Here is a 20,443-nt window from a genome sequence, read left to right on the forward strand (position 1 = left end):
GCCGTGTGGGCTCATTTCACGACCAACTGGCCGACCATGCCCGCTTCGAAGTGACCCGGCAGGAGGCACGCGAACTGGAACTCGCCGGCCTGGGTGAACTGCCAGACGATCTCGCCGGCCGTGCCGGGTTTGACGTGAGCCATGTTGGCGTCGGCGTGCTCCATGCCCGGGAACCTGCGCATCAGCGCAGCGTGCTCGGCCAGGGCCTGCCGGGTGCCGAGGACCATCTCGTGCAACACCTGACCCCCGTTGCGGACCACGAACCGGACGGTCTCGCCGCGCTTGACGGTGAGACTCGCCGGCGTGAAGCGCATGGTGTCGGCCATGTCGACCTGGATGGTGCGCGTGACCCGCTTCGGATTGCCCTCCTGGCCGAAGTCGGTGACCTCCACCTGGGCGGGATCGAACTTGCGCGGCGTGGCGTGGTCTTCGTTGCCGTGGGCGACAGCGACAGAGGTGGCGGCGATCAACGCGGCCAGCGTCAACAGAGGTGATGTCTTCAAAGGGGGCTCTCCTTCTCATCGGGCAGGAAGCTCGTCGCCGGCACCGAGATGGCCGCGAACGAGCTTGCGCGGATGCTGGACCTTGCCACTGTGGCAAGGTCAAGCGAGACGTGCGCTCGACCTTGTCGGCAGTTGGCAGGTGAAGCTTCCTCTCTGGGTGGGGGGCCGTCAGGGCCTCAGGGTTAGCCCGCGATCCTTCCGTCGGAGGTAAAGGTCGCAACGCCAGGTTGATTGATCGGGTCGGGGGCGGCTTTGACACTCCGCCCGCATACCGCCACCCATGGCGGACCTGGAGACAAGCATGACCCTGACTCGACGCCAGTTGATGGGTGCCGCCGCCGGCACTGCCGCAGCCGTCTGGCTGCCCACCGCGCACGCGCAAGCGAGCGCGCTGAAGATCTCCCACCAGTTCCCCAGTGGCACGCTGACCGAGGGCGATTTCCGCGACCGGCTGTGCCGTCGTTTCGCCGCCGAGGTGGAGAAGCGCTCGGGCGGTGCGCTCAAGGCGGCGGTCTATCCGGGCTCGTCGCTGATGAAGACCAACGCCCAGTTCTCGGCCCTGCGCAAGGGCGCGCTGGACATGAGCCTGGTGCCGCTGTCCTATGCCGGCGGCGAGGTGGCCGAGACCAATGCCGGTCTGATGCCGGCGTTGGTGCCCAGCTATGAGCAGGGCGCGGCCTGGAAGACGGCGGAGGTCGGCAAGCTGCTGTCCAAGGTGCTGGACGACAAGGGCGTGATGATCGTCAGCTGGGTCTGGCAAGCGGGCGGCGTGGCCAGCCGCGCGCGGCCGCTGGTGACGCCGGACGATGCCAAGGGCCTGAAGGTGCGCGGCGGCAGCCGCGAGATGGACATGATGCTGAAGCAGGCCGGCGCGTCGGTCATCACGCTGCCGTCCAACGAGATCTACGCGGCCATGCAGACCGGCGCGATGGACGCGGCGATGACCTCGTCCACCAGCTTCATCTCCTTCAAGCTGGAGGAGATCGCCAAACACCTGACCTCGGGCCGCGAGCGCACCTACTGGTTCATGCTGGAGCCGCTGATGATCTCCAAGGAGGTCTTCAACAAGCTGCCCAAGGCGCAGCAGGACATCGTCATGGGCGTCGGCGCCGAGATGGAAGTCTTCGCCCGCGATGCCGCGAAGGCCGATGACAAGGCCGCAGCCGCGATCTATGCGAAGGCCGGCGCCAAGGTCTACGACATGGACGAGGCGACGCTGAAGAAGTGGCAGGCCATTGCGCGCGACACCGCGTGGAAGGACTTCGCCGAGAAGAACGAGTCCTGCGCCGGCATCCTCAAGGCCGCCCAGAAGCTGCTGTGAGATCGCGATGAGCCACGGCTTTGAACTGAAGCCGGCGGTCGCCGGCATCGACCCCGACACGCCGGCGGTCCTGCTGCCGCTCGCGCGGCTGCTGCACGTCATCAACCAGGGCGTGGTCGTGCTGGGCATGCTGGCGTTGCTGGTGGCCTCGCTGGTGCTGACCTACAGCGTCGTCTCGCGCTACGTGATGAAGGCGTCCACGGACTGGCAGGACGAGGCGGCGGTCTTCTGCCTGGTCGGTGCGACCTTCCTCTGCGGTGCCTTCGTCCAGTCCTTGCGCGGGCACGTGGGCATCGAGGCGATGGCCGGACTCCTGCCGCGGTCGGTCAACCGCCTGCGCCTGGCGCTGGTGGACCTGATGTGCACGGCCTTCTGCGCCTTCTTCGCGTGGAAGTCCTGGACGCTGTTCCACGAGGCCTGGGTCGAGGGCCAGACGACCTCGTCGTCATGGGCGCCGCCGCTGTGGATCCCCTACGGCCTGATGGCGCTGGGCATGACGCTGCTGAGCCTGCAACTGCTCGTTCAACTGACCGCCCGCATCAACGCACTCTTCAAGAAAAACAACTCGGCAAACAACTCGGGAGTGGGCGCATGAGCATGCTCGTCCTCGGCTCGCTGTTCGGGATCGTCACGCTGCTGTTCATGTTCTCGGGCGCGCCGATCGCGTTCGCGCTCGGCAGCGTGGCGGTGCTGTTCATGGCCCTCTTCATGCCGGCGTCCGCGCTGGACACGGTCACGCAGAACGTCTACGAGGAGATGGCCAGCATCACGCTGCTCTCCATCCCGCTCTTCATCCTGAAGGGGGCGGCCATCGGCAAGTCCCGGGCGGGGCAGGACCTGTACGCGGCGATGCACGTCTGGATGGGGCGCATCCCCGGCGGGCTGGGCATCGCCAACGTCTTCGCCTGCGCGCTGTTCGCGGCCATGGCCGGCTCCAGCCCGGCGACCTGCTCGGCCATCGGCAGCGCCGGCATTCCGGAGATGCGCAAGCGTGGCTACTCGCCCGGTTTCGCGGCCGGCATCATCGCGGCCGGCGGCACCTTGGGCATCCTGCTGCCGCCGTCGATCACGATGATCCTGTACGCGGTGGCGGCGGAGCAGTCGCTGGGTCGGTTGTTCCTGGCCGGCATCGCGCCGGGCGTGCTGCTGGTGGTCCTCTTCGCCGCCTACGCGGCGCTGCGCTACCGCAAGGAGTACGCGCTGGCCGAGGCCGAATTCAATCGCACGGGGGCCGCCTCAGCGCTGCTGTCGAAGGAGACCTTCACCACGCGTCAGAAGTTCGAGATGCTGCCGCGAGTGGTGCCCTTCGTGCTGCTGCTGATCGGCGTGATGGTGGCGCTGTACGGCGGCTTCGCGACGCCGTCGGAGACGGCGGGTCTCGGCGCGCTGCTGGCGCTGGGTCTGATCGCGGTGATCTACGGTGTGTGGCGGCCGCGGGACGTGGCGCCCATCCTCACGTCGACCTTGAAGGAGTCGACGATGCTGATGTTCATCATCGGCATGTCGCTGCTGTTCTCCTACGTGATGAGCTACCTGCACATCAGCCAGGCGGTGGCGGAGTGGATCGTCGGCATGCACCTGTCCAAGTGGGTGCTGCTGGCGGCCGTGCTGCTGATGGTCATCCTGCTGGGCTTCTTCCTGCCGCCGGTCAGCATCATCCTGATGACCGCGCCCATCATCCTGCCGCCGTTGAAGGCGGCGGGGTTCGACCTGATCTGGTTCGGGATCCTGATGACGATCGTGATGGAGACGGGGCTGATTCACCCGCCGGTGGGGTTGAACATCTTCGTGATCAAGAACATTGCGCCGGATATCGACCTGCGGGACATCATCTGGGGAGTGCTGCCGTTCGTTGTCCTCATGCTGCTGGCGGTGCTGTTGATCTGCATCTTCCCGAGCATTGCGACGGGGTTGCCGGATTTGGTGATGGGGAAGGTGGTGGCGCCGCACCAATGAATCGTAGATGAAGCGACCACCCAAAATCCCAGTCGCCTCAGGCTTTGTCGGAAGCGACTCGACCTTCAGAAAATCGCGAACGGGCGCGGGCGATGGTGGCGGCATCGCCCCTGGTCGGATCGAGGGCCCTGCTCAACGACGCTCCACTGACAGAGTTGGTACAGGCCGCGCAGAGTCTGGCCGTCCGGCTTCGAGCTACGTTCTATCCTGAGCGAGTAGGCGTGTGATGTGGTCGAAAGCGGCCAGCTTGGCCTGGGCAATTGTCGGGAATGTCCTTCGCGCGTGCTGAACGCCAATTCCCGCGACCTCGGCGATCGTCGCGCCGTATCCGCTACCGCGCGCATAAATCGTGACACGAAAACCATCTGACTTAATCGTCGGATTTCCTTTGGCCGAGGTCTTCCAGATTCGACCAAGCCATCGCGCTCGCTTTCCAGAACGACTTCGCATCGACACCTCACGGTGTCTTGCTGCAGCTAAGCTTCCCTCCATGTGGCCGGCGCACACACATCCTACGGCCATCGTGCCTGAATAGTACGGATGCTCCATGTGGTGGACGTAACGGATCGTCTGCGATTCACACATCTCGCACTGCACCTGAGGTTCGCCCAAATCTTCAACATCAACGCATTGCCATCCCGAATGCGGTAATCCGGGCATTGACCATTTGCCGCGCCGATGGGCGATCAACTCCTCTTCGCTGGGCATTGTCTAGATTTCACTGCTGATGGTGCTGATCATTGATCGGCGCCGATGTTTGGCTTCAGCTCTTGCAACTCTGACAGCTTGGCGATGTCGCGAGCAATGATGATTCGAGCGCAGTCCGTGCAGTAGTGATCCCAGCTGCGTCCATTACGAACCTTCAAGCGAACGTCACCCATTGCTATTCGGTGACGGCTGTTGGCTTGGCAGTTGTGTGACTTTCCGGCGACGTCAATGCCGACCTGACAGATCAGAGACTTAATCGCCACCGAAAACCTCTCTTTCTGCATCTGCCGAGATCTGGGAAAAATTTGACTCAATTAGATCAAGCTGTTGACGATTGAGCTCATGCCGTTTCCCAGTCGTAACGCCAACTACTGCATTGGCACGTCGATCGATTGCGGCCTTCAGCACGATCAGATTCGTCTTGCCCAGACGAAGGCGGTCGAGCTCCTGACCTGCCGGATTGATGCCGCGACGATCGAGAATGCGTGCCGCTTCAGTCCTGATTCGCATGTCAAGACCATTTCGCATGGCCTGCCGCTGTGCAACCTTGGTGACCGCAACTGGCTGGAGTTCCTGGCGCGTCGGGTCGAAGTCGCCAGCTATGTAACCGCGCTCCTGCAAGAGGCGAATTGCCTCCGCCTCATCCTCTTCCAACAGTGGAAGCTCTTCGATCTGTACTTCCGTCTGAGCAAGAACTTCGGTCTGGTCGGCTGGGCGCGGAGCGGGAGTGACTTCACGTTCCTCCTGAGGATTGTTCGGGTCGAGACCCTCAAGCGGCAGCAGTTGGTCGAAGTAGCCCTGGTCAGCCTCGCTGTACTGCTGAAAGTCACCCCACTGTCGAGCAATGTTCGCTCCAGCATGAAAGACGACGACCCCCTGATTCAGCGCATGTTCCGGTGCGTTCTGGACGATGACTCGCATGATGCGACCGACGAACTGAACGAAGGGCGACAGGTTGCTAAATATGCTGAAAACCGCCGCGACCGCAAGGAAGGGATGATCGAAACCCTCTCCGAGTTTTCGAACCTGCACTATGACGTCGAGCTGATGGTTCTCCAGCTGCTGCATTACTCGCCGGTTGGCCGCCCCGTCCTCACGCGAATGCACGTATCCAGCACGCCGTCCACGTTCGGCATACGCCTGAACCACCTGGCGGCAATGTTCAAAGTTCAGTGCCGAGGCGATGACCTTCAAGCGGCCGTCGCCCGTTTCAGTTCGCAGTCGCTCAAGTTCTCGAATGGAAGCGTCAACAATCGTGTTTAGCGTTTCGGCCGAGGTCACGATGCTGCGTCGGAAGTCCGCATCTTCTTCGCCAAGACGTCGCACCTCTGCAAGACTCACTTCGATCTCATCACCATTTTCGCGCCGGACGTAGCGCAACGTTCGCGGATTCAATTGAACTGCCTTGAGGCGCTTGACATAGCCAGCCTGAATCGCTCGAAAGATCGGGTATGAGTACAGAACTCGCCCTGCCATGATCTGCCCGTCGGCTCTCATCGGCGTAGCACTAAAATTGACGATCTTGGCGTTTGGAAATCTAGCCTTCAATAGAGCCCAACTTTCCGCGACGCTGTGGTGTCCTTCATCGAATAGGATCAAGTCGAAGAAGTCAGCGGGCAGCGTTTGAAGCCAGCGATTGCTGTCGCCCTGCAGCTGCTGAATGTTTGTGATGACGACGTGAGCTTCGTCTAGGTCTGCGCGATTGGTTGTCGTTCCACGGATCTCCACAGGCTCTGGAAAGGGCGCGCCCGTCAAGACCTGGCACTTCTGATAGAACATCCCTGTGTTGCTGGGGTTGAAGTCGGCCGCCAACTGTTCGGCGATAGAAAGGCCCGGCGCGACAACCAACGTGCGCGCAGAGCGGAAGGCGAAGGGCGTGATGGTGATCGTGCCGGACTTGCCGCATCCGACGGGGAGCACGATGCCGACTTCGCGCTCGCTCTCTTCTGGATTACTTGCGTAGTTCTGCAAGGCTTCGTAGGCCTCGCGCTGAGGGGCGCGAATGTGGGGGTTTCCGCCAATGTACGGCTGACGGGTTTGAAAGGGATTGGTCATCTGGCTCCCGTGATCGAATTCGGTAGGAGGTCCCTTGCGCACTGTGCTGCACAGAGTTAGGCAGCAGACGTTTCGGTCCCAAGAAGTCGGCCAGGTGCGATGTACTGCGTGTCTCTCCCTTTGCCCACTAACAGTTCGACTCAAGTCAATTTTCAGGACGAGAGTCATACAGGAGGATACGCAGTGTGCGGAATCGATGCTTCACCAACTTTGTGGATGTAGCGTCGCTGAAAGCATGCTTGGGCTGCCGTCCATGAGGCTGCACAACTCCTACGCCGCCTAGACTGAGTGCGATCCTCCAGGAACATTCGAAAAGCTCCCTGTGGAATCGTTGAATGGAAATTTTCGCAACCGATGTCGGATATCGATTGCAAAATTCGTCCTATCAAAAGTGTAGATAACGCGTCTTGGAGGAGCTATGCAGGAATCGCAGAGGAGAGACCCGGTCTGGTCGATCTGGGTCGCAATCACCGCAGTTTCTCTACTCGTTCTGGCCTACGTCGTGCGATTCGTAGTCTTTCCAGACGCGCAGGTGGGAGGGGACCGCGGCGCGTGGGGATCCTTTGGGGACTACATGGGTGGACTTGCAAATCCACTCATCGCATTCTTGGCGCTGCGTTGGCTCGTCGAATCCGTTCGACTGCAGCGACAAGAGTTGGCGGCAACGCGTAACGAGTTGGCGAAAGCGGCGGATGCCCAACGGACGCAAGTGCTTCTTGCAGCTCAGACGGCGAAGATTTCCGCTGTGAGCACGATGCTCCAGTCGGTGCAATCCGAGATTGAGCAGAGCGAGGCCTACATGAGCAGGCTTGCGATGGTGAGGGCTGGTTCGACGCCAGTCGGGGGGCCCCGAGGTAAAACAGTCGGCTACACGGAGGCGGAAGTGGAGATCGCCCGCGTTGACGCACGGCTGGAGAAACTTCGCAAATGGCGCGAGGATCATCGGGAAAGCCTGGATCTAGAGTCTGGCGAACTCTCGCTCCGGTTGCGCATTGCGGATGATGACGCTAGTGGATCCGAGGACGACTGATCTGGAAAGAGTGACCTTCGGAGTAGCGCATTCGACTCCCTGCGGGACAGCAGCAATCAACTTCGGAAGCTAGATGTGAAGCTTCAATAGGTTGTGTCGGCTGTTCAGCCGGGCTGAATTTGAGAGACTGGAAATCGCCAAACCCCCAGTCATTCAGGGAGTAGCCGGATGAACACCCACAAGCATGCCCGACTCACCTTCGCGCGTCGACTCCAGATGGTCCGGCAGCTCACCTTCGAAGGGTTCTCCTTAGCCCATGCCGCCGCCGAGCATGGCGTGACCCCGGCGACGGCCCGCAAGTGGCTGGCCCGCTATCTCGCGGGCGGCGAGTCCGCGCTGGAGGATGCGTCCTCAAGGCCCGCCAAGTCACCGCGTTCGATCTCTCCGGCCAAGGCGTTGTTGATCGTGGAGCTGCGGCGTCAGCACCAGCTGCAAGCGCGCATTGCGCGCTCGGTGGGCGTCTCTGAATCTACCGTCAGCCGTGTGTTGGCACGTGCGGGTTTGTCCAAGCTCAGCGACCTCAAGCCGGTCGAGCCTGTGCCGCGCTACGAGCACGAGGCGCCGGGGGATCTACTGCACATCGACACCAAGGAGCTCGGGCGAATCGTGCGGCCCAGCATCGTTCACCGGCGACCGCCGTGACCGCGTAGAAGGCGCTGGATGGGAAACCTGTTCGTCGTCGTCGACGACCACGCGCGCATCGCCTTCACGGAGATGCAGCCCGACGAGAAGACGCCGCAAGCCGTGCAGTTCCTGCGCGATGCCGCGGCGCATTACGCGTCGTTGGGAGTGCGGCTCAAGCGACCTTTGACCGACAACGGCGCGGCCTTCAGATCGCGCGACTTCGCAGCTGCCTGCAAGGACCTGGGCATCCAGCATCGCTTCACGCGGGCCTATCGACCGCAGACCAACGGCAAGGCTGAGCGCTTCATCCAATCGGCTCTGAGGGAGCGGGCCTATGGCTGGACATACCAGAACTCCAGGCATCGCACCGCAGCCTTGCCCAGCTGGATGCACCACTACAACTGGCATCGCCCACACAGCGGCATCGGTGGCGTCGCACCAATGACCAGGCTCAATGCTTCAGGGCATAACGTCTCGACGCTTCACATCTAGCGGGTCCGCCTCCACAGTGACGCAGATGACGGCACCCACGTTCTGGCTGCTGTTGGCCGAGCCCAAAACCAGCGATGATCGAGGCGGCAGATCGCGAGTGGCGGGGTATACATACCCAGGTCGCTGGGGATCTTGCCGAAAGGGATGGAGGCTCCGCGGAGACGGGGCAGCACTTAATAGAACAGAAATATCTATGGCACTCGACGTTCCAGGCGGCCGCAAGAACACTGCCGTAAATCACAGCGACTACGTGGTGTTTGAGGAAATGCTCTCGAATGCCATCGACTCATACCTTATACGACGGAGCCGCTTAACTACTGCGCCACCGTTCTCATTGAGGGTGTGCGTGGACATTTCAGATGCTGATTTGTTTGACTCACGATTCAATGTGGAGCTCTCCTGCACCGATAACGGTGCCGGTTTCGGAGACGATGAGGTGAAGGCCTTCGTTACGAAGGATTCCACCTATAAGGACTTGCTGCAGATTCCCGGGATTGGCAAGTGCAAGGGTGCCGGGCGAATCCAGTTTTTCCACCACTTCGAACGGATGGCCATCGACAGCGTCTTCGAGCGGGACGGGAGAACCGAACGTCGGCAACTTCAGGTCGACGACTCGACTCGCTTAGTCTCTGAGCAATCCTTCGTCACAACGCGAGCAGACGGCGCCCCGGTGGCCACCGAGTTCACTCTCAAAGGCCGCAGGCAAAGTGCCCTCACGTCGGAGCAGAAGGCCACTGAGCCCTCAGTACCCAAGATTTTCTCGGCTAAAGCGATCGCCGGCCATCTGTACACCTCGTTTCTTCAGCGGCTCATCATCCTGAAGAAGCTTATCGGGGATTTCAAGATCGAAGTGGAGTCCCGTTATGGGGATGTTGTCGAAACCGAGTTCATTGACGACAAGGTTTTGCCGGAACCGGCTGGCGAGGTCAAGCGCCTCCCTCTGATCTGCGTGCACGGAAAGGAATCGCGTTCGGGGCCCACGCTGCTGGTTACCCGCTACTCATTCTCGGAGAATATCTTCCCCAACTTCCAGCACGAGGTGGCCCTCTGCGCCAATTCTGCGGTGGTGCAACAGATTACCAGGCGCTATCTGCGGAATGCTATTGACCGTAAGCGACCAACGGCCGGCCACTTCGAGTTGCTTCTAGTGGAGAGCGATCTCCTCGAGGAGAAGGTGAACCAACAGCGGGACGGCTTCAACATCCCGAGCACCTGCACCGAGAACGACACGCTGAAGGAGGAGTTCTCCTTAGAGGATGTCGTCAGTTCTCTCGAAGACTATGTCTTCCAGATCATCACGCCGCCAGATTTCGACAAGGATGTTTTGGTTCGCTCCACCGAACAGCGATTCGGCATCACCCGTCAAATGATGGAGGCTACAAATATCAAGATTCACTACGGCGACAATGAAGAAAATATTGCGCGCCGTGTCCTGAAGAAGCTACAGGAGGAAATCGTCGGCGACACTTCGAACCTTTTCAAGATGAAGGACGAGCTGTCGAAATTGGACCCGCGCTCCACCGACTTCAGGGTGAAAGTGGAAGAGCTCGCCTGGAAATATACCAGCTCCATCAAGAAGATGGACATGACGAATCTGTCCCAACTGGTGGTCCGTCGGAGCGCAATGATTGAGGTGCTCGGCATGGCCGTGGGTGGCCTACTCAGCTGTCAAGCGCAGGAGCCGGGCAAGAGGAATGAAAACGAGCGAATCATCCACAACATCTTCTTTCCCATGGGGAAGGACTCCACTGAAACTGCAGAACACGACATCTGGCTGCTGAACGAAGAGTATCAATACTTCGAATACATCGCTTCGGACAAGCCGCTGAAGGCCATCAAATGGACGGCCACAGAGAATATGTTTGAGCCGGATATTGACGAAAGCTTGGAGAAGTTATTCACCTCGAACAATAAGAACCATGATGCGAAGCGGCCGGACATCGCGCTCTTCACGAAAGAGGGCTCCGCCATCATCATCGAGTTCAAAGCCCCAGATGTCGGCCTTCAGGAACATATCCCCGACCTGGCTCAGTACGCCCGGCTGCTGGCGGCCAAATCCAGCGGGCGGATCAAGAAGTTCTACGGTTATTTGATCGGCTGCACAATTGATCCGAACCGGATGGACCCGGGATATACGCAGTTTGCGGACGGTCGCGGATTCTTCAAGAGCGACCAGTTGCGAGATTTTGCGACAGGCAGGTCTTACGGTGAGCTGTACACCGAGGTGCTCCTGTACCAGCACTTCATCGACAGAGCGGAAGCACGCCTGCGCGTCTACAAGGACAAGTTGAGGGTGCAGCTGGACTGAGAGAGCTTCCAGGACCACGCCGCACCGCCTGGCCCCCAACTGCGTGGACGCGTCGATGCTGGGAAGTGTCAGGAATTCTGTGTGTGAGGCGCGTCCATGAGGCTACAAGCTGCTCCTGGTGAACTGACGTGCGCTCCATGCTTGGGGTCAGGTTGTGCCTACGCTCGTAGACATTTTTGATTTTTTGGCGTCGAAAACTGCGAAAAGTCTGCGCTCGTAGACATTTCTAGAATTTGGCGGGCAGAGCCGGAACTTCACAAGTTTCGCAAACCAGGCCTGCCACCTTCGCAATCCACCACAACTTCATCGTTGCCCGTCTGGCCATCCGCTGCGAACATTGTGAACTTCCTCATTTCACAACCCGCAATGGACTGGCCTACTGCGCTGTCGAGCGCTTCTTCGACGGAGATGCTTCGCAGCGAGCTGGTGCTGCCGCGTCACGCGAACCACTACGGAACCTTGTTCGGCCCTGAGGCCTTGTCCTGGCTCGGCCAGAACGCCCACATGGTTGCCGCGCGCTTCTGCCACCAGGACATCGTCATGGTCGCGGTCAAGGACGTGCAGTTCCTCGCCCCGGTCCCGGTAGGCTCGGTCCTCCACATCCACTCCCGTGTCTCCCGCGTCGGCGGCACGTCGATGACCGTCGAGGTCCACGCCCGCATCGACAATGCGGCCCCTTCCGACGTCCTCCGCGCCACCTTCGAGATGGTCGCCGTCGACGGCGGCAAGCCCTGCCGAATCACCCCTCGCACCGCGCCCGCCGGGCAGCCGCTACCCTCGATCCCATCGGGCCAGGCCTGAGCCTGCCCGTCCAGCTTCCCCCAGATTCCACTTCCAGGAGACATCCCCATGAGCGACACCACGACCGCGAACGCGGCAGCCGCCCCCGCCTTCAAGCCCAAGAAGTCCGTCGCCCTGTCCGGCGTCGCCGCCGGCACCACCGCCCTGTGCACCGTCGGCCGCACCGGCAACGACCTGCACTACCGCGGCTACGACATCCTCGAGCTCGCCGAACGCTGCGAGTTCGAAGAGATCGCCCATCTGCTCGTCCACGGCAAGCTCCCCAATGCCGCCGAGCTGCGCGGCTACAAGGCCAAGCTGAAGTCGCTCCGCGGCCTGCCCGCCGCCGTGATGGACGCGCTCGAAACCCTCCCCGCCAACGCCCATCCGATGGACGTGATGCGCACCGGCGTCTCCGCCCTCGGCTGCTCGCTCCCCGAGAAGGACGACCACAACCTGCCCGGCGCCCGCGACATCGCCGACAAGCTGATGGCCTCCTTCGGCTCCATGCTGCTGTACTGGTACCACTACAGCCACAACGGCCGCTCCATCGAGGTCGAAACCGACGACGACTCCATCGGCGCCCACTTCCTGCACCTGCTCCACGGCATGCCGCCGTCCAAGGGCTGGGAACGCGCGATGCACACCTCGCTGATCCTCTACGCGGAGCACGAGTTCAACGCCTCCACCTTCACCGCCCGCGTCATCGCGGGCACGGGCTCCGACATGCACTCGGCCATCGCCGGCGCCATCGGCGCCCTGCGCGGTCCGAAGCACGGCGGCGCCAACGAGGTCGCCTTCGAGATCCAGAAGCGCTACGACACCCCCGACGAGGCCGAGGCCGACATCCGCCGCCGCGTCGAGGCCAAGGAAGTCGTCATCGGCTTCGGCCACCCCGTCTACACCGTCAGCGATCCCCGCAACGAGGTCATCAAGAAGGTCGCCCACCAGCTGTCCAAGGACGCCGGCTCGACCAAGATGTACGACATCGCCGAACGCCTCGAGAAGACCATGTGGGACGCCAAGAAGATGTTCCCCAACCTGGACTGGTTCAGCGCCGTCAGCTATCACATGATGGGCGTGCCCACCGCCATGTTCACCCCGCTGTTCGTCATCGCCCGCACCAGCGGCTGGTCCGCCCACGTGATCGAGCAACGCCAGGACAACAAGATCATCCGCCCCAGCGCCGTCTACACCGGCCCGGAAGATCAGGTCTTCGTCCCGCTGGCCCAGCGTCCCTGAGGACCGGAGCTCCCCGTCGACCGCGATGACCGCATGAGAGAAGTTTCAGAAATGCCAGCCACGACGCCCGCATCCACCATCGCCTCCGCAATCCCGCTCAACGAGACCTGGCGCAAGCCGCTGGCCGGCACCGCGCTCGACTGGTTCGACGCGCGCGCCGCCGTCGAGGCGCTGCGCCCCGGCGCGTGGGAACGGATGTCCTACACCGCCCGCGTCCACGCCGAGAACCTGGTGCGCCGCTGCGATCCCGCCACGCTGGACGAGAGCCTGCTGCAGCTCGCCGACGGCAAGGCCGATCGCGACTTCCCCTGGTACCCGGCGCGCGTGGTCTGCCACGACATCCTGGGCCAGACCGCGCTCGTGGACCTGGCCGGCCTGCGCGACGCGATCGCCGATCAGGGCGGCGATCCGGCGAAGGTGAATCCGGTCGTGCCGGTGCAGTTGATCGTCGACCACTCGCTGGCCGTCGAGTGCGGCGGCTATGACCCGCAGGCGTTCGAGAAGAACCGCGCGATCGAGGATCGCCGCAACGAGGACCGCTTCCACTTCATCGAGTGGTGCCGCACGGCGTTCCGCAACGTCGACGTGATCCCGCCGGGGAACGGGATCATGCATCAGATCAATCTGGAGCGGATGTCGCCGGTCGTGCACGTCGACCGCGGCGTGGCCTATCCCGATACCTGCGTCGGTACCGACAGCCACACGCCCCACGTCGACGCGCTCGGCGTGATCGCCGTCGGCGTCGGCGGGCTGGAAGCGGAGAACGTGATGCTCGGCCGCGCCTCGTGGATGCGGCTGCCCGACATCGTCGGCGTCGAGCTCAGCGGCCATCGCCAGCCCGGCATCACTGCGACCGACCTGGTGCTCGCGCTGACCGAGTTCCTGCGCAAGGAGAAGGTCGTCGGCGCTTATCTGGAGTTCTACGGCGAAGGCGTCTCCAGCCTCACGCTCGGCGACCGCGCCACGATCTCCAACATGGCGCCCGAATACGGCGCCACCGCCGCGCTGTTCGCGATCGACGAGCAGACGCTCACCTACCTGCGCCTGACCGGGCGCGAGGAGTCGCAGGTCCAGCTCGTCGAGACCTACGCGAAGGCCGCCGGCCTGTGGTCAGGGGAGGGCAACACGCTGTCCGGCGTCGTCTACCCGCGGGTGCTGAAGTTCGACCTGGCCAGCGTCGTGCGCAACATGGCCGGCCCGTCGAACCCGCACCGCCGCCTGCCGACCTCCGCGCTGACCGAGCGCGGCATCGCCGGCCCGTGGACCGAAGAGCCGGGCCGCATGCCCGACGGCGCCGTGATCATCGCGGCCATCACCAGCTGCACGAACACGAGCAACCCGCGCAACGTCATCGCTGCGGCGCTGCTCGCGCGCAATGCGCGTCGCCTGGGCCTGACGCGCAAGCCGTGGGTCAAGACCTCGCTCGCGCCCGGCTCGCGCGCGGTCACGCTCTACCTCGAGGAAGCCGGCCTGCTCGGCGACCTGGAGGCGCTGGGCTTCGGCGTTGTCGCCTATGCCTGCACCTCGTGCAACGGCATGTCCGGCGCGCTGGATCCCGCCATCGATCGCGAAATCGTCGAGCGCGACCTCTACGCCACCGCCGTGCTCTCGGGCAACCGCAACTTCGACGGCCGCATCCACCCGCGCGCCAAGCAGGCCTTCCTGGCCTCGCCGCCGCTGGTGGTCGCCTACGCGATCGCGGGCACGATCCGCTTCGACATCGAACGCGACGTGCTCGGCGTCGTCGAGGGCCGCGAGATCCGCCTGAAGGACCTCTGGCCCGAGGACGACGAGATCGACGCGCTGGTCCGCAGCAGCGTGAAGCCGGAGCAGTTCCGCAAGGTCTACGAGCCGATGTTCGCGATCACCGCGGCGTCGACCACCAAGACCGAGCCGCTGTATGACTGGCGCGCGCAGTCGACCTACATCCGCCGCCCGCCCTACTGGGAAGGCGCGCTGGCCGGCGAACGCACGCTGCGCGGCATGCGCGCGCTGGCGGTGCTGCCGGACAACATCACCACCGACCACCTGTCGCCGTCCAACGCGATCATGCTGGACTCGGCCGCCGGCGAGTACCTCGCCAAGATGGGCCTGCCGGAGGAGGACTTCAACTCCTACGCCACCCACCGCGGTGACCACCTGACCGCGCAGCGCGCCACCTTCGCCAATCCGACGCTGAAGAACGAGATGGTCCGCGATGCCGATGGCAACGTGATCGCCGGCTCGCTCGCGCGGATCGAGCCGGAGGGTCAGGTCGTGCGCATGTGGGAAGCCATCGAGACCTACATGGACCGCCGCCAGCCGCTGATCATCATCGCCGGCGCGGACTACGGGCAGGGCTCGTCGCGCGACTGGGCGGCCAAGGGTGTGCGCCTGGCCGGTGTGGAAGCGATCGTGGCCGAAGGCTTCGAGCGCATCCACCGCACCAACCTGATCGGCATGGGCGTGCTGCCGCTGGAGTTCCTCGCCGGAACGACGCGGTTGACGCTCGGCCTGGACGGCTCGGAGACCTACGACGTGTCGGGCGCGCTTTCGCCGCGCGCGACGCTGACGGTCATCGTCCATCGCCGCAACGGCGAGCGCATCGAAGTGCCGGTGCGCTGCCGCCTCGACACCGCCGAGGAGATCGAGGTCTACCAGGCCGGCGGCGTGCTCCAGCGTTTCGCGCAGGACTTCCTGGCGGCAGCCGAAGCGGCCTGAGCGCCGCTCAGGCCCGCAACAACGACGGACACAGCAATGAGCTTTCTCCCTCAAGTGAAGATCCCCGCGACCTACCTGCGGGGCGGTACCAGCAAGGGCGTGTTCTTCCGCCTGGACGACCTGCCCGAGGCCGCGCGCGTGCCGGGCGCCGCGCGCGACCGGCTGCTGATGCGCGTCATCGGCAGTCCCGATCCCTACGGCAAGCAGATCGACGGCATGGGCGGCGCCACGTCGAGCACCAGCAAGACGGTGATCATCTCGCGCAGCACGCGGCCCGGTCACGATGTCGACTACCTGTTCGGACAGGTGGCGATCGACACCGCGCTGGTCGACTGGTCCGGCAACTGCGGCAACCTGTCCGCGGCGGTCGGTCCGTTCGCGATCCAGGCGGGGTTCATCGATGCCTCGACGCTGCCGCGCGACGGCATCGCCACCGTGCGCATCTGGCAGGCCAACATCGGCAAGACCATCATCGCCAAGGTACCGATGCGCGACGGGCAGGTGCAGGAGAGCGGCGACTTCGAGCTCGACGGCGTGACCTTCCCAGCCGCGGAGGTCGAACTGGCCTTCCTCGATCCGGGCAATGACGACGCCGATGGCGACGATGCCGGCGGCGCGTTGTTCCCGACCGGGAACGTCGTCGACGTGCTGACGATGCCCGAGGACCTCGTCCCCGGCGGCCAGCTGCGCGCGACGCTGATCAACGCGGGCATCCCGGCGGTCTTCGTCGATGCGAAGGACTTGGGCTACTCGGGCACCGAGCTGCAGGACGCGATCAACGGCGACGCCGCGGCGCTGAAGCGCCTGGAGGCGATCCGCGCGCACGCCGCGCTGCACATGGGCCTGATCAAGACGCTGGACGAGGCGAAGACCCGTCAGCACACGCCGAAGCTGGCCTTCGTCGCGCCGCCGTCGACCTACCGCTCGTCGAGCGGCAAGACCGTCGAGGCCGGCAGCATCGACGTGCTGGTGCGCGCGATGTCCATGGGCAAGCTGCACCACGCGATGATGGGCACGGCGGCGGTGGCCATCGGCACCGCGGCCGCCATCCCCGGCACGCTGGTGTGCGAGGCCGCGGGCGGCAAGGCGCTGCCGGCGGTGCGCTTCGGCCATCCGTCGGGCACGCTGCGCGTCGGCGCGGAAGCGGTCCAGGAAGGCGGCCCGGGCGGCCCATGGCGCGTGACGCAGGCGGTGATGAGCCGCAGCGCCCGCATCCTGATGGAGGGCACCGTGCGCGTGCCCGCCGAGGCGCTGTAATCGTCGGCATCGACGTCGCCATCGGCATTCAACGAATCCAGACAATCAAAGAGAACTGACATGACATCGACCCGCAAGACGCTGCGCGCGCTGGTGAACGAACGCCGTGGCGTGCTGGTGCCCGGCGCCTTCAACGCGCTGTCCGCGAAGGTGATCGAGGACCTCGGCTTCGAGGCGATCTACGTGACCGGCGCCGGCGTGACCAACATGTGGTTCGGCCTGCCGGACCAGGGCTTCATGGGCCTGTCGGAGATCGCCGACCACACCGCGCGCATCCGCGACGCGGTGAACCTGCCGCTGATCGTCGACGCCGACACCGGCTTCGGCAACGCGCTGAACGTGCGCCACACCGTGCGCGTGCTCGAACGCGCCGGCGCGGACTGCATCCAGCTCGAGGACCAGGTCGCGCCCAAGCGCTGCGGCCACTTCAGCGGCAAGGAGGTCATCTCGACCGAGGAAGCGGTGAGCAAGATCAAGGCGGCGGTGGATGCGCGTCGTGACCCGGACTTCCTGATCATGGCCCGCACCGACGCTTGCGCCACGCAGGGCTTCGAGGCCGCGATCGAGCGCGCGCAGCGCTTCGCCGAGGCGGGCGCCGACATCCTCTTCGTCGAGGCGGTCACGAAGGCGGAGGAGATCCGCGCGCTGCCGCAGCGCCTGTCGACGCCGCAGCTGATGAACATGGTCATCGGCGGCAAGACCCCGATCACCGATGCGAGCGAGCTGCAGCAGATGGGCTATGGCGTCGTGCTGTATGCCAATGCCGCGCTGCAGGGCGCAGTGGCCGGGATGCAGAAGGCGCTGGGCGTGCTCAAGACGCAGCGCCGCATCGATGAGGATCCCAACCTGGTCGTGCCCTTCGCCGAGCGCCAGCGCCTGGTGGGCAAGCCGGAGTGGGATGCGTTGGAGAAGAAGTACACCTGAGTACTTCGACGGCCCTCAGCCCTCACCCCCACCCTCTCCCGCAAGCGGGAGAGGGGGAAAGAGGACCGAGCCTGGCGGGCTCCGCAGGCCGATGAATCCCATTCACGTCTTCTTGAATTAATATCGTTTTACGTCATGGAGAACGGTCCCTACGCTTCGGGACCTTTCAGCAGTTGATCTCCCGGGAGGGAGCCTCGCCATGACCACGATCCACAACCTCGGCTTTCCTCGTATCGGCGCCAGGCGCGAACTGAAGTTCGGCCAGGAGGCCTACTGGAAGGGCCAGTCCACGCGCGATGAACTCCTCGCCCTGGGCGCCCAGCTCCGTGCGAAGCACTGGGCCGACCAGCAGGCGCTGGACCTGGTGCCTGTCGGCGACTTCTCGTTCTACGACCAGGTGCTGGACATGAGCTTCACGCTCGGCAACCTGCCGCAGCGCGTGCGCGACTTCCACGGCGACACGCTGGACAACTACTTCCGCGTCGCCCGCGGCCGCTCCGCCGAGAGCACCGAGGCGCACGCGCACTGCTGCGGCGGTGTCGCCGCCGGCGAGATGACCAAGTGGTTCGACACCAACTACCACTTCATCGTGCCGGAGTTCGATGCGTCCACGACCTTCAAGCTCGACGCCTCGCGCCTGCTGGCGCAGCTGTTCGAGGCGAGGGTGAAAGGCGTGAAGGCCAAGCCGGTGATCGTCGGTCCGATGACCTACCTGGCGCTGGGCAAGGCGAAGGATGACTCCGACCGCCTCGCGCTGCTGCCCAAGCTGTTGCCGGTCTACGCGGAGCTGCTGAAGACGCTCGCCGCGCAAGACGTGGCGTGGGTGCAGATCGACGAACCGATCCTCGTCACCGACCTCGAAGCCGGTTGGGCGCAGGCGTTCAAGACCGCCTACGCGGCGCTGGCGGGGTCAGGTGTGAAGCTGCTGCTGGCCACCTACTTCGGCCAGCTCAAGGACAACCTGGCGCTGACCGCCGGACTGCCGGTGCAGGGCATCCACCTGGACGCCGTCAATGCGCGCGACGAAGTCTCCGCGCTGACAGCGGCGCTGCCTGCGGATCGCGTGGTGTCGCTGGGCGTGATCAACGGCCGCAACATCTGGAAGAGCGATCTCCATGCCGTGCTCGACTGGCTGGAGCCGGTCGCCGCGACGCTCGGCGAGCGCCTGTGGATCGCGCCGTCGTGCTCGCTGCTGCACGTGCCGGTGGACCTCGCGAGCGAGCAGAAGCTCGATGCCGAAGTGAAGTCCTGGCTCGCCTTCGCGCTGCAGAAGCTGGCGGAGCTGGACCTGCTCGGTCGCGCGATCAAGGGCGGCCGCGCTTCGGTGCAGGCCGAGCTCGACGCCAACCGCAATGCCGTCGAAGCGCGCCGCCGCTCGCCGCGCGTCAACAACCCCGCCGTGAAGGCCGCGGTCGCCGCGATCGATGCCAGGCTCGGTCAACGACAGACCGCCTACGCGCAACGCGCCGCGAAGCAGGCCGCGCTGTTGAAGCTGCCCGCCTTCCCGACGACGACCATCGGCTCGTTCCCGCAGACCGGCGAGATCCGCCACGCGCGCAGCGAGTACAAGGCCGGCCGCCTCGACGAGGCCGGCTACCAGGCGGCAATGCGCGCCGAGATCGAGCGCAGCGTCAACGAGCAGGAAGCGTTGGGGCTGGACGTGTTCGTGCACGGCGAGGCCGAGCGCAACGACATGGTCGAGTACTTCGGCGAGCAGCTCGAGGGCTATGTGTTCACGCAGTTCGGCTGGGTGCAGAGCTACGGCTCGCGCTGCGTGAAGCCGCCGGTGCTGTTCGGCGACATCAGCCGCCCGAAGGCGATGACGGTCGAGTGGACCCGCTACGCGCAATCGCTGACCGACAAGCCGATGAAGGGCATGCTGACCGGGCCGGTGACCATCCTGAACTGGTCCTTCGTCCGGGACGACCAGCCGCGCTCGGTGTCGTGCAAGCAGCTCGCGCTGGCGATCCGGCAGGAGGTGCTGGACCTGGAGCGGGCCGGCGTGCGCGTGATCCAGATCGACGAGGCCGCGCTGCGCGAAGGACTGCCGCTGCGCAAGTCGCAGTGGAGCGAGTACCTGGACTGGGCCGTCGAGTCCTTCCGCATCACCGCCAACGGCGTGGCGGACGAGACGCAGATCCACACGCACATGTGCTACTCGGAGTTCAACGACATCATCGCGTCCATCGCCGACATGGACGCGGACGTGATCACGATCGAGACCTCGCGCTCGGACATGGAGCTGCTCGATGCGTTCGACGACTTCAAGTACCCGAACGAGATCGGCCCGGGCGTCTACGACATCCACTCGCCCAACATCCCGACGCAGGAGCACATCGTGCAGCTGATGCGCAAGGCGGCGGAGCGCATCCCCGCCGAGCGCCTCTGGGTGAATCCGGACTGCGGGCTCAAGACCCGTCAGTGGGCGGAGGTGATCCCGGCGCTGACCAACATGGTCGCGGCGGCGAGGACCCTGCGGCAGTCGGTCTGAATTTCGCTCTTCCACAAGCGGGAGAGCGAGCCACGCCGGCGCCCTTCTCACT

General features: G+C 64.1%; 13 protein-coding genes and 1 pseudogene. 12 read left to right on the plus strand and 2 right to left on the minus strand.

Annotated features, from left to right (window positions below; translation table 11 throughout):
* Window positions 1-11: 11 nt before the first annotated feature.
* On the minus strand, window positions 12-503 hold the full coding sequence (locus AC1VNM_RS25470; RefSeq protein WP_483108754.1) for a cupredoxin domain-containing protein: 492 nt from the start codon (window positions 501-503) through the stop codon (window positions 12-14).
* Window positions 504-804: 301 nt separating this feature from the next.
* Here AC1VNM_RS25470 and dctP point away from each other — a divergent pair, with 301 nt between their 5' ends.
* From dctP to AC1VNM_RS25485, 3 genes are read left to right on the plus strand one after another with little or no spacing between them, the layout of a single operon-like run.
* Window positions 805-1,824, plus strand: coding sequence for a TRAP transporter substrate-binding protein DctP (dctP, locus tag AC1VNM_RS25475; protein ID WP_377157882.1), 1,020 nt, complete (start codon window positions 805-807; stop codon window positions 1,822-1,824).
* A gap of 7 nt (window positions 1,825-1,831) precedes the next feature.
* Window positions 1,832-2,419: a TRAP transporter small permease gene (locus tag AC1VNM_RS25480; RefSeq protein WP_377157880.1), complete on the plus strand. Its 588-nt coding sequence runs from the start codon at window positions 1,832-1,834 to the stop codon at window positions 2,417-2,419.
* Window positions 2,416-3,780, plus strand: coding sequence for a TRAP transporter large permease (locus tag AC1VNM_RS25485; protein WP_483108755.1), 1,365 nt, complete (start codon window positions 2,416-2,418; stop codon window positions 3,778-3,780). Before AC1VNM_RS25480 ends, AC1VNM_RS25485 begins: the two co-directional genes overlap by 4 nt.
* Before the next feature lie 960 nt (window positions 3,781-4,740).
* Here AC1VNM_RS25485 and AC1VNM_RS25490 read toward each other — a convergent pair.
* Entirely contained in the window at window positions 4,741-6,543 is a 1,803-nt protein-coding gene (locus tag AC1VNM_RS25490) for a DEAD/DEAH box helicase (RefSeq protein ID WP_483108756.1), read from the minus strand.
* 418 nt (window positions 6,544-6,961) lie between these two features.
* Between AC1VNM_RS25490 and AC1VNM_RS25495 the strand changes: the two genes are divergently transcribed.
* The 9 genes and pseudogenes from AC1VNM_RS25495 (at window position 6,962) to metE (ending at window position 20,391) form a co-directional block, all read left to right on the plus strand.
* Complete coding sequence (locus AC1VNM_RS25495) at window positions 6,962-7,573, plus strand: hypothetical protein (RefSeq protein ID WP_483108757.1); 612 nt, start codon at window positions 6,962-6,964, stop codon at window positions 7,571-7,573.
* 168 nt (window positions 7,574-7,741) lie between these two features.
* Window positions 7,742-8,689: pseudogene (locus AC1VNM_RS25500) on the plus strand (IS481 family transposase).
* A gap of 193 nt (window positions 8,690-8,882) precedes the next feature.
* Complete coding sequence (locus AC1VNM_RS25505; RefSeq protein WP_483108758.1) at window positions 8,883-10,997, plus strand: hypothetical protein; 2,115 nt, start codon at window positions 8,883-8,885, stop codon at window positions 10,995-10,997.
* A 339-nt stretch (window positions 10,998-11,336) separates the two neighbouring features.
* Window positions 11,337-11,798, plus strand: a complete 462-nt coding sequence (locus tag AC1VNM_RS25510; protein ID WP_483108759.1) for an acyl-CoA thioesterase — start codon at window positions 11,337-11,339, stop codon at window positions 11,796-11,798.
* Window positions 11,799-11,846: 48 nt separating this feature from the next.
* The gene (gene prpC, locus AC1VNM_RS25515) at window positions 11,847-13,019 is read left to right on the plus strand and encodes a bifunctional 2-methylcitrate synthase/citrate synthase (protein WP_483108760.1); all 1,173 of its coding nucleotides are present in this window, start codon (window positions 11,847-11,849) and stop codon (window positions 13,017-13,019) included.
* A 51-nt stretch (window positions 13,020-13,070) separates the two neighbouring features.
* Window positions 13,071-15,719: a Fe/S-dependent 2-methylisocitrate dehydratase AcnD gene (acnD, locus tag AC1VNM_RS25520; protein ID WP_483108761.1), complete on the plus strand. Its 2,649-nt coding sequence runs from the start codon at window positions 13,071-13,073 to the stop codon at window positions 15,717-15,719.
* A gap of 36 nt (window positions 15,720-15,755) precedes the next feature.
* On the plus strand, window positions 15,756-16,976 hold the full coding sequence (gene prpF / locus AC1VNM_RS25525) for a 2-methylaconitate cis-trans isomerase PrpF (RefSeq protein ID WP_483108762.1): 1,221 nt from the start codon (window positions 15,756-15,758) through the stop codon (window positions 16,974-16,976).
* A 60-nt stretch (window positions 16,977-17,036) separates the two neighbouring features.
* The gene (locus AC1VNM_RS25530; protein WP_377157869.1) at window positions 17,037-17,900 is read left to right on the plus strand and encodes an isocitrate lyase/PEP mutase family protein; all 864 of its coding nucleotides are present in this window, start codon (window positions 17,037-17,039) and stop codon (window positions 17,898-17,900) included.
* 199 nt (window positions 17,901-18,099) lie between these two features.
* Window positions 18,100-20,391 carry a 5-methyltetrahydropteroyltriglutamate--homocysteine S-methyltransferase gene (metE, locus tag AC1VNM_RS25535; protein WP_483108763.1) on the plus strand — a complete coding sequence of 764 codons (2,292 nt, stop codon included), beginning with the start codon at window positions 18,100-18,102 and terminating at the stop codon, window positions 20,389-20,391.
* The last annotated feature ends 52 nt before the right edge of the window (window positions 20,392-20,443 follow it).

The organism is Mitsuaria sp. MSU3D (assembly GCF_056867975.1).

What these genes read in the sequence shown, in the direction of transcription:
- dctP (WP_377157882.1), top strand. Translation starts at nt 805, where the DNA reads ATGACCCTGACTCGACGCCAGTTGATGGGTGCCGCCGCCGGCACTGCC.
- AC1VNM_RS25490 (WP_483108756.1), bottom strand. Translation starts at nt 6,543, where the DNA reads ATGACCAATCCCTTTCAAACCCGTCAGCCGTACATTGGCGGAAACCCC.
- AC1VNM_RS25495 (WP_483108757.1), top strand. Translation starts at nt 6,962, where the DNA reads ATGCAGGAATCGCAGAGGAGAGACCCGGTCTGGTCGATCTGGGTCGCA.
- AC1VNM_RS25505 (WP_483108758.1), top strand. Translation starts at nt 8,883, where the DNA reads ATGGCACTCGACGTTCCAGGCGGCCGCAAGAACACTGCCGTAAATCAC.
- prpC (WP_483108760.1), top strand. Translation starts at nt 11,847, where the DNA reads ATGAGCGACACCACGACCGCGAACGCGGCAGCCGCCCCCGCCTTCAAG.
- AC1VNM_RS25480 (WP_377157880.1), top strand. Translation starts at nt 1,832, where the DNA reads ATGAGCCACGGCTTTGAACTGAAGCCGGCGGTCGCCGGCATCGACCCC.
- prpF (WP_483108762.1), top strand. Translation starts at nt 15,756, where the DNA reads ATGAGCTTTCTCCCTCAAGTGAAGATCCCCGCGACCTACCTGCGGGGC.
- AC1VNM_RS25485 (WP_483108755.1), top strand. Translation starts at nt 2,416, where the DNA reads ATGAGCATGCTCGTCCTCGGCTCGCTGTTCGGGATCGTCACGCTGCTG.
- acnD (WP_483108761.1), top strand. Translation starts at nt 13,071, where the DNA reads ATGCCAGCCACGACGCCCGCATCCACCATCGCCTCCGCAATCCCGCTC.
- metE (WP_483108763.1), top strand. Translation starts at nt 18,100, where the DNA reads ATGACCACGATCCACAACCTCGGCTTTCCTCGTATCGGCGCCAGGCGC.
- AC1VNM_RS25530 (WP_377157869.1), top strand. Translation starts at nt 17,037, where the DNA reads ATGACATCGACCCGCAAGACGCTGCGCGCGCTGGTGAACGAACGCCGT.